6 protein-coding genes and 1 riboswitch are annotated in these 6924 nt (G+C 37.4%); of the genes, 2 read left to right on the top strand and 4 right to left on the bottom strand.

Annotated elements, in window-relative coordinates; all coding sequences use genetic code 11:
• Nucleotides 1-378: 378 nt before the first annotated feature.
• Together ACFYKT_RS21675 and ACFYKT_RS21670 are read right to left on the bottom strand one after the other, a co-directional pair.
• Nucleotides 379-1005 carry a pyridoxamine 5'-phosphate oxidase family protein gene (locus ACFYKT_RS21675; RefSeq protein ID WP_389224061.1) on the bottom strand — a complete coding sequence of 209 codons (627 nt, stop codon included), beginning with the start codon at nt 1003-1005 and terminating at the stop codon, nt 379-381.
• A gap of 156 nt (nt 1006-1161) precedes the next feature.
• Nucleotides 1162-1599, bottom strand: a complete 438-nt coding sequence (locus ACFYKT_RS21670; protein ID WP_389224058.1) for a Dps family protein — start codon at nt 1597-1599, stop codon at nt 1162-1164.
• Nucleotides 1600-1789: 190 nt separating this feature from the next.
• On the opposite strand from ACFYKT_RS21670, the gene ACFYKT_RS21665 reads away from it, so the two are divergent.
• Complete coding sequence (locus tag ACFYKT_RS21665; protein WP_389224055.1) at nt 1790-2653, top strand: sulfite exporter TauE/SafE family protein; 864 nt, start codon at nt 1790-1792, stop codon at nt 2651-2653.
• Between the two features lie 74 nt (nt 2654-2727).
• On the opposite strand, the gene ACFYKT_RS21660 is transcribed toward ACFYKT_RS21665, so the two are convergent.
• Complete coding sequence (locus ACFYKT_RS21660) at nt 2728-3921, bottom strand: FtsW/RodA/SpoVE family cell cycle protein (RefSeq protein WP_389224052.1); 1194 nt, start codon at nt 3919-3921, stop codon at nt 2728-2730.
• A 173-nt stretch (nt 3922-4094) separates the two neighbouring features.
• Nucleotides 4095-5453: a magnesium transporter gene (gene mgtE, locus ACFYKT_RS21655; protein ID WP_389224049.1), complete on the bottom strand. Its 1359-nt coding sequence runs from the start codon at nt 5451-5453 to the stop codon at nt 4095-4097.
• Between the two features lie 189 nt (nt 5454-5642).
• Here mgtE and ACFYKT_RS21650 point away from each other — a divergent pair, with 189 nt between their 5' ends.
• Complete coding sequence (locus ACFYKT_RS21650) at nt 5643-6419, top strand: hypothetical protein (RefSeq protein WP_389224046.1); 777 nt, start codon at nt 5643-5645, stop codon at nt 6417-6419.
• A 193-nt stretch (nt 6420-6612) separates the two neighbouring features.
• Nucleotides 6613-6809, top strand: a riboswitch (cobalamin riboswitch).
• Nucleotides 6810-6924: the final 115 nt, after the last annotated feature.

Below are 6924 nucleotides of genomic sequence, written 5' to 3'. Positions count from 1 at the left end.
AGGGCTTAAAAGTCTACAAGACCGTTATAAAATCTTGCGTCAATTATCTTAATTGAACCGCCGTATACGGAACCGTATGTACGGTGGTGTGAGAGGTCGGAGGTTAATCACCCCCTCCTACTCAATTTTGGCTGTTTTCGCAAACATTGATGCTTTCAAAGTGAATTCGTAAAAGTTGATTTCCTCTTCAGGTACTCGCTTTCCGCGGGGTGGGCGCTGAGCCTCCTCGGAGCATCCGCTCCTACGGGGTCTCAGCTGTCCCACACTTCCCGCTGGAGTCTCGCACCTTCCGCTCCAATCAACAACCTTTTTTGTCAACAGTATAACTTTTCACAACCTATACAAAAACAGCAATCTTCAAGAAAAGAGTCTTACTTTTTAATATAACCGCTTTGAATAGCTTTCTTCTAATGCTGCTTTTATGGTTTCGCTGTTGATATCTGGCATATTGATGTGGTCAGCTAGAATTTTTGGCGGATAGGGCAGGGCAGATTGTTGAAGCCAAGAATCAGGCTGCCATAGTTTGGAACGCTTAAATGCTTTTGCACAATGGATGTAGCATTCTTCGGCTTTTATAGCGATACCAAGTAAGGGCGTTTTTCCATGAGAGGTCATTTTTTCTAGGATATCAGCATCTTTGATAATCTGTGCCGTTCCGTTAATTCTCAAGGTTTCTTCTAGTCCTGGAATGACGAAAAGAAGGCCAATATGCGGATTAGCTACGATATTTCTTAGTGAGTCCATTCGTTTATTCCCAGGTCTTTCAGGAATGACAAAGTGATGATCATCGATGATATGTATGAAGCCAGGTTCATCTCCGCGTGGTGAAGTGTCGCATTGTCCGGTTGTGTCTGATGTGGAAATGAATACGATAGGAGACTTTGAAATAAATTCTTTACAGTGAACGTCTAAATGATGAATGGTTTTATTCGCTGCTGTTTTTCCAGGTGTGCCTAGTAATGAGCGAAGTTCGTCCTCGGAAGTAACTATCTGTTTAAAATGCATGGTTATTTCTCCTTTCATATGAATTAATGGATTTTTTTGCAAAAATTATTGCTAATGATTTGTGGTAGAAGTTGATTTCTGGGAAACTATTTCTTTATTACCTTATCATAAGAAAAAGTCAGTGACAAAATTCACTGACTTTTTCCTTAATTTCTATTATTCTCCTAAGTAGGCATTTAACATCCAAATATGCGTATCTAGTTTCACCAATAGTCCAACTGCAAGGTCATTGATGACGTCATTTTCATTTTGTTCCGCAAGCTCAGCTAGTTCTTTTAATTCTGCTTTTAGGTGCTTGTAGTCAGTGATCAGGCTTGCGACCATTTCATTCGCATTTGTTTCACCTTTTGTTTCTTCAATAGTTGCGATACTTAGATATTCTTTCATTGTTGCAACTGGCTCACCGCCAATAGCTAATAGTCGTTCTGCTACTTCATCTACGACACCTGCAGATTCATTATATAATTCCTCGAATTTTTCATGAAGTGTAAAGAATAATGGACCTTTTACAAACCAGTGATATCGATGCAATTTTGTATAAAGGACGCTCCAGTTAGCAACTTGTACATTTAATGCTGAATATAATTTTTCCATTCCTAATTCCTCCTCATATTATCTTTCTATCTCTATTATAACAAATATAATATTAAAATCAATACTTAATTATAATTATTATAATTAAGTATTTAATATAAAATAGATATTATAAATAATTTAATAATAAAAGCAGAGTAGAGAAAAATATCTTACAATAGAAAGAAAATGTACCAGGTTAGGAGTCCTTATGGAATTGATTTTATTTTTCTTATTGGGTGGATGTATAAGTGTCTTATCAGGCTTCTTTGGTGTTGGTGGGGGGTTCATTCTCACACCTATTCTAATGTTAATCGGCTTTTCACCGCTTGAAGCGATTACGACAAGCTTGTTATTTACAATAGGTACATCATTGTCTGGAATCATAGCGCATATTCGGATGAAAAATATCCTTTGGAAGGAAGGGCTTGTTCTTGGATTAAGTGGGATGGCAGCTACACAAATTGCCCGGCCATTTGTGCTTTTTCTAGAGAAGAATGGGTGGGATGAGTTAGCGATTCCGATCTTCTATATTCTTCTGCTTTCCTATTTTGCTGTAACAATGCTTAAGCAAGGAAAAAGAATGCACGCAAATGAACAGGCTTCAGAAAACTCGCCATCAATTTTTAAGATGATTCTTATTGGCCTGTCTGCAGGATTGATATCCACGACACTTGGGGTAGGCGGCGGTTTCATCATTGTGCCCCTTTCCATTGCCTTTTTAGGGATTATGCCTAGGAAAGCTGTTGGTACAAGCCTGTTTGCTGTATTACTAATTGTTTCTGTTGGCTTTCTTTCTTATATTTCTACAGTTACAATCGATTTCCGAATTGGCTTATTATTAGTGTTTGGGGGATTAATTGGCTCACAATTTGGGGCAAGGTTAATAAACTTTTATGAAAACAAGGAGATCAGCCTGCTGCTTGGTGGATTGTATATCGCAACATTAACAAGTGTAGCATTGAAACTAGTTGGTTTAAATTATGTAGGGCTCAGTCTCCTAGCTATTTTTATCGGGGTCTTTTTTATAAGGTCAATAATGAAAATCAGGGTAAAAAAAGCAGCAAAAAGTTAATCATTAAAAGGGGGCATCCGGTAGTCTATTTTAGACTATCGAATGCCCCTTTCCCTTTTGGGACAGGCTCTTTCTTAGCTAGACTTTTTTGCAACATAGTTAGCTTCGGAAGAAAACATATAGTTTTTCTGATGATATTTAATCCCAAATACTAGACCCATTGCCATCATATTTCCCATCAGGGAGCTGCCTCCATAGCTGATAAAGGGAAGTGGTATCCCAGTTATCGGCAATACTTGTATGGTCATCCCGATATTTTGGAAAACGTGGAAGGTGACCATGCTTATGATCCCAACACAAATATATGTGCTAAAGGGATCCTTCGTATCAAGAGCTGTTCTTGTTAAATGATAAATAAGCAGGAAGTACAAACTAATCACAATGCTGGCACCGATAAAACCATATTCTTCACCAATTACGCTGAAAATAAAGTCGGTATGGCTATCGGGGATATATACTTGCCTATCACCAAATCCTTTCCCAGTAATAAGCCCTGACCCCACAGCTAGTAATGAATTGTATAATTGCATGCCTGCATCCTGTTTATGACCAACCGGATCTAGCCAAGAATAAATCCGTAAGAATTTGTATTGTTCTACGCCTAAATACTTTTCCAAAATCTCTGGGGACCAGATAACTAAGGAAATTAGCGCTCCAGCCAGTACGCCTCCAAGTCCATAAATAGGGACAATAATTTTCCACGAGATCCCTGAAGCAAAAATCATTCCAGTTAGAATAGCAATAATAACCATAGCTGTACCTAAATCATCGACAATGATAAGACCTAGTGGAACGGAGGTTACGATCCCGAGTTTCAGTAATAAAAATAAATCGGATGAAGTTGTTTTTTGGACAAGTTTTTCATGATGATCCACAATTATTTTGCTAAGAGCGATAATAAGAAAAACTTTAACAAATTCAGAAGGCTGAATTTGTCCGAGTTTAGGAATGACATACCAAAGGGCGGCTCCCTTTTTAATTGGAACGATGCTTTCTGGCAGAACAAATAATCCAATTAATAAAAGGACACCCAAACCGTATAAAATCCAAGAAAGCCTTTTTATTTGCTCACTATCAAAATAAATCACAACAATAATAATAAAAATCCCGACAGCATAGTTTTTTATTTGACCTAATACGAAGTTTCCTTCGTATTGTCCAGAGGCTTGGCCACTATATATGGCAATACAACTAATAAGAAAAAATAAAAATAAAAGCAGACATAATGTCCAATCAAATCGTTCTGCAACTTTTTTGGGTTTATTCATTGACCATGCACCTATTTCTGTTCAATTCCTTTGTGTTTTCATCGTAACAAAGAAAAATTACCCTTTCAATGTATTTTCATCATCCTTTTAATTGCAAATATTTACACCTTATAAGACGTATAAAGCGGGTGAATGGTTTCTAAAAAAGCACGGATCATACATCCGTGCGTGCGTTACATTAAGTGGTTAATAAAAATAGTGGCAATGCCAAAATAGGTGACAAGGGAGAAAATATCATTCAATGTCGTAATAAGTGGTCCTGAGGCAACTGCAGGATCAATATTCAGGCGGTATAATATGAGTGGAATAATCGTTCCAGCAAGAGTCCCGATGATCAGGGTCAGAAAAAGGGAAAGGCCGACAACTGCACCTAAAACGGCATTTCCTTGCCAAAAGAAGGCAATAAGAGAAATGAGAATTCCGCAAACAAATCCAATTATTAAACTTACTCCAAATTCCCTCATTACTAGTCGCATGATCACTTTTTTATCAATATCATTGGAGACCAGTCCCCTGACAACGACGGCAAGCGACTGTGTACCTGTATTTCCAGTCATCCCTGAGATCATTGGCATAAAGAAGGCAAGTGCAACAACTTTTTCTAGCGTTCTTGAATAGCCGCTAATTATACTCCCAGATAAAATGCCGATGAATAAGAGTAAAATGAGCCATGGAAGTCTTCGGTAAGCTGCAACAAAAGCCTTCGTTTCAAAGTCAATGGATTTTCCTGTAGCTGAAAGCTTCTCAATATCTTCGTTCGCTTCTTGAATGACAACATCAATAATATCATCAACGGTAGCAATTCCCATTAAAACATTCTCTTCATTAACAACAGGGATAGCGAGAAAGTCATATTTCTCAACAAGTCTTGCAACCTCTTCTTGGTCTGTGGTTACAGTTACGGCAATAACACGTTCATACATGACATTTCTGATCTCTTCACCCGGTTCAGCTATCAAGAGGTCCCGATAAGAAACAACCCCTACAAGCTTTCGATCCTGGTCAATGACATACAAATAATTGATTGTTTCTGCAAATTCGGCAAAAGACTTCAACTTTCCAACGGCGTCGCTCACTGTAAAGTAATCCCTTATCCATACGAAACGGTTTGTCATGATTCTTCCTGCCGTTTCAGGCGGATAATTCATGATATCTTGTACAATAGCAGATTCGCTTTTCTTCATTCCGGAGAGGAGGGAAGTAATTTTCTCAGGTGATAGATCATCTAAGAGAACAGCTAAATCATCATTGTCCATTAAATCAAGGACTTTACCTGTTTTTTCAATCCCAAGTTTATTTAACACATCAAGCTGTATTTCTTTGTTCAGCTCTTCCAGCAAGTCTGCGAGCCGATCAGTATTCATAAAGAGCAGAAAGCGGGTTTTATGCTTTTCTGGCAGGTTTTCGTAAATATGAGCGATATCGTAGGGCTGCAATTCATCAAGAATTAGTTCAAAGTCAGTTTTTTTATTTTCTTTTAATGTTTTTATGATGTGAAGAGTAATCTGATTTTCGGTCATGCTTTGAATCAAACTTCTCACACTCCTTCCATCGGACTCTATATCTATATTATAATGCCACGATAATGATAAAAAATTTTGTGGCTGAACGAAATGTGTTATGGTTAATGTAAATGAAATAAACAGGAAAAGCTAGCAATACTTTGATATGATTGAAATAAAAGAACCAAACCAGTTATCTAATGTTCGGAGGTTTCACCATTGAAAAAAAGGAACCAAGTTATTCGTGATATTATTTATATTTATATAAATGAACGTGAGCACTATACGATCACATACGGAATTGAATTTGAAGAGTTTGCTCAAGCCTTATTCCAATCATTAAATCATCTTCTATTGTTGAAGCATCATTTTGAGGATGGTGATTTTAATAGGCATACATTGCATGAGTTTGTATCAAATGACAAGCTGAAGAAGCTTATGGATGATGATGTGTATGGATATGGTGATTTCTGCTGGATTGATTTTGAAGAGGAAGAGGCTTTAAATGAATTGCCAAGCCAGGCAATCGCGGAGCTGCTTTACTTAGGCCATTTGAAAGAGCACCTAAAGCTGCCTTTTTATAATCATCTAAGCAACAGGTATGTCTATTTGGCACATGATGATGGTTGGTTTAATAAGACATACTATCGTGATTTCAGTGATTTTTACCGGATGATGGGAGAGGTCATTCCAGGGAAATTGAGTCAGACAAAAGTTGAAAAGTCATTGCTTGGGATGAAGAAGAAGAGGACATATCCATCCATTTCAAGTGATATTCTTCGTCAGTTAAAACCATTGCTGAGGGAAGGCGTTATTCTCTCAATTAAAGATATTGAACAAAGCCGTACAAATATTGAAATCCCAATTTGGACGATTGGGGACTTTTCGAATATGGATGATATGTATGAGGAATACTTGAATATTATCAAAGAACCATGTGATGCGAAGCTTGTTATTGATAAAAAGTCACGAGAATGGAAAGTTTACGGCCGGTAAATGATAAATTATCGGCTCTTTTTTTATTTAATCCCCTTGCTATCAGCTGAATGATCAACTAAATTCACTAAGGATTACATACGTCCTCAGGTAGTATTGGACAAAATCTACATTTATACGTCAATCCGGAAAATATTAAATATGAATACTCCATTTTGAACATAATCGTGTATAATCGGAATTAGCGGAAAATTTCATACATATAAAGATTAGGTGTCTGACAAAAAGTATTTTTTTGAAGACTTAAAAAGGGAAGTTGGTGTAATTCCAACGCGGTCCCGCCACTGTAAATGGGAGCTAACTGCATTTGCCACTGTACAAGCATGTATGGGAAGGCGCAGGAAGGCAATGACCATAAGCCAGGAAACCTGCCAATCTTTACGCACCATAAACCTACGAGGATAGGAGGTGTTTGACTGGATTCATATTTTTTTTTCGAGCGTATGACTATTCAAACATCTCCATTTCAACTGTGGGGATGTTTTTTTAATTTAGGGAGGAAAGA

Origin of the sequence: Cytobacillus mangrovibacter (assembly GCF_042865275.1) — a bacterium.
Lineage (GTDB): Bacteria > Bacillota > Bacilli > Bacillales > Cytobacillaceae > Cytobacillus > Cytobacillus mangrovibacter.
Note: the sequence above shows the minus strand (reverse complement) of the source record. Positions and strands in the feature narration are given on the sequence as shown.

What these genes read in the sequence shown, in the direction of transcription:
- ACFYKT_RS21660 (WP_389224052.1), bottom strand. Translation starts at nt 3,921, where the DNA reads ATGAATAAACCCAAAAAAGTTGCAGAACGATTTGATTGGACATTATGT.
- ACFYKT_RS21665 (WP_389224055.1), top strand. Translation starts at nt 1,790, where the DNA reads ATGGAATTGATTTTATTTTTCTTATTGGGTGGATGTATAAGTGTCTTA.
- ACFYKT_RS21675 (WP_389224061.1), bottom strand. Translation starts at nt 1,005, where the DNA reads ATGCATTTTAAACAGATAGTTACTTCCGAGGACGAACTTCGCTCATTA.
- ACFYKT_RS21670 (WP_389224058.1), bottom strand. Translation starts at nt 1,599, where the DNA reads ATGGAAAAATTATATTCAGCATTAAATGTACAAGTTGCTAACTGGAGC.